Below are 2303 nucleotides of genomic sequence, written 5' to 3' on the forward strand. Positions count from 1 at the left end.
AATCGTACAGGGTCACCGTTCACGAATATAGGTACATCGGCAAGGCTCACGGTCAACGTGTGATGGCGTGCTTCAATTTCGCTACGCATGGACTCAACCACTTTCGATAATAGGACGTTCAACTCAAGTTCCGTAACTTGAAGTATCACCTTACCGGTCGTGATACGCGAAACATCCAGCAGATCTTCGAGAAGACTGGACAGTTGCTGAGCCTGGCGTTCGATTAATTGGCGAGCCCACCGAACCCGCGGAGGAGATTCCGATTCGTCGTGCCTGAGCACCTCAGCGGCGCTACGAATGGGTGCGAGGGGATTTCTTAGCTCATGGGCCAACATCGCAAGAAACTGGTCTTTGCGGCGGTCCGCCTGGCGCAGATCCTCAGCGGCCGTCTCGCGCTCTGCCAACAGCGCCCGGGCGTCGTACTGTCGGCGACGCGCCCTTAATGCGGAATGGGCAGTACTGGCCAAGGTGTCGCCGCTGACCGGGCGTTCCACCACGACAACGTTGCCAAGCGTTCTGACCATTTCTTTGAGCGAGGCGGAAGCTTTGACTGAGCGCTTCGAGGCGAGGACAACAAACGGGAAGTCGGACCATACGGGTTGCGCGACGAGCCACTGCCCGAGCAAACCTAATGCGCCGGGGTCGATTGCTTCCTCGGCGATAACCGCAGACGCGGCGCCTTCAGCGAGTGCAACGATCAACCCCTTTGAATTCTCGCACACGAAGCTGGCCAACTTATGACCAATCAGCAACTGCTCTATCACCTGCGCGTCGCGTCCCCGCGGCGCCAATATCAGCGTTCGTTCCTCCACGAGTCACTCCGTTCGCACTTGAGGGTCAAGAAGTGGAACGTTCCCCGAATATTTTGGAAGACCCGTCAGTACCCCGTCGAAGTCGGTCAGGGGGGCGCCGACCTGTATGCCATTTACACCAACCTGAAACTCTCGGACCGTACGTTCGTGGGCGCTCGTGCGGCTTTTCAGCACGGAGATGGCTGAGAGCACTTTGCCCGCAGCCTCAAAAAATCGGAAAAGAATAATGGAATCGCTGAGATAACTTAGATCGATATCCGATTCCACGTTGCCGATAAGACCATGCTGCCCCAGGGCAATTAAAGTTGTCACCCCTTGCTGATTCAGATAGCTAAGCAGCTCGTGCATTTGGAGCAGCAAATATCGCTGTCCGGGCATCGATTGGAGATACGCGTTCAGGCTATCTATGACAATAACCGATACACCGTGCTGCTCTACGGCAACTCGAATCCGGTTTGAAAACTGTCCCGGCGACATTTCTGCCGGGTCGATTTGCTGAACGGTCAGCAGACCGGATTCCATGTGTGGTTCAAGCTGCATGCCCAATGCAGTCGAGCGCGCCAACATGGTCGCGAGCGTTTCATCAAACAGGAAGTAGACGGCTTTCTGCCCTCGTTCCAATGCGCTCAGGACACAGCGCGTTGTCGTAGTCGTCTTGCCTACGCCGGATGGACCAATCAATAGTGTGTTTGTGCCTGGAACGAGGCCGCCGCCGAGAAGCGCATCGAGTTCGGCGACGCCTGTCGAAGCTGCGTTGTTGGAAAACTCCCGGTGATGTTCCGCCGCGATCAAGCGGGGATAAACCGTGATTCCACCGCGATTCAAATCGAAGTCGTGCGTGCCGCGTCGAAAATCGATACCGCGCATCTTGGCGATTCGCAGGCGCCGTCGCTCCGAGCCATATTCCTGCAAGACCTGGTCTAAACTTACAACCCCATGGCAGATGCTATGAAGCTGTAGATCACCGGGTTCCGATGTCTTGTCGTCGAGCAGTAAGACGGTACAGCCCTTGTTCACAAAGAATTGCTTTAACGCCAAGACCTGTCGTCGATATTTCAGCGCATTTTGGGATAACAGTCGCATCTCGGAAAGGCTATCGAAAACGACGCGGTCGGGTTCGAGGGATCGCACCTTGCTCATCACGTCGTTGACCGTTTCGCCAAGTTCTACTTCCGATGGGTGCAAGACTGATTGCTCGGCCTCCGGGTCAAGTCCGTCTTCACTCACGAGCTCGTGAATCTCGAGATGATCAAGCGACCAGCCGTGAGAGGCCGCTATCGCTTTCAACTCGGCTCTTGTTTCCGACAAAGTAATGTAGAGCGCCTTTTGCCCCCTGTGAGCTCCGTAAAGAAGAAACTGCAGAGCTAGTGTAGTCTTTCCGGATCCGGGCGAACCTTCGACGAGATAAATGCGGTTGGCCGTCAGCCCTCCATTGAGCACTTCGTCGAGACCCTGGACACCCGTGGACACCAAGGGTACAGCGTCAGAGCC

At 55.7% G+C, this 2303-nt stretch carries 2 protein-coding genes; both read right to left on the reverse strand.

From position 1 onward, the window contains the following. A partial coding sequence (locus tag WCA53_RS22630) for a sensor histidine kinase (protein ID WP_423915764.1) occupies window positions 1-764 on the reverse strand: 764 nt, incomplete at its 3' end. Between the two features lie 51 nt (window positions 765-815). Next, on the reverse strand, window positions 816-2282 hold the full coding sequence (locus tag WCA53_RS22635; RefSeq protein WP_423915767.1) for an ATPase domain-containing protein: 1467 nt from the start codon (window positions 2280-2282) through the stop codon (window positions 816-818). Window positions 2283-2303: the final 21 nt, after the last annotated feature.

It is taken from the genome of Caballeronia sp., from assembly GCF_049581465.1.
In the GTDB taxonomy this organism is placed as follows: domain Bacteria; phylum Pseudomonadota; class Gammaproteobacteria; order Burkholderiales; family Burkholderiaceae; genus Caballeronia.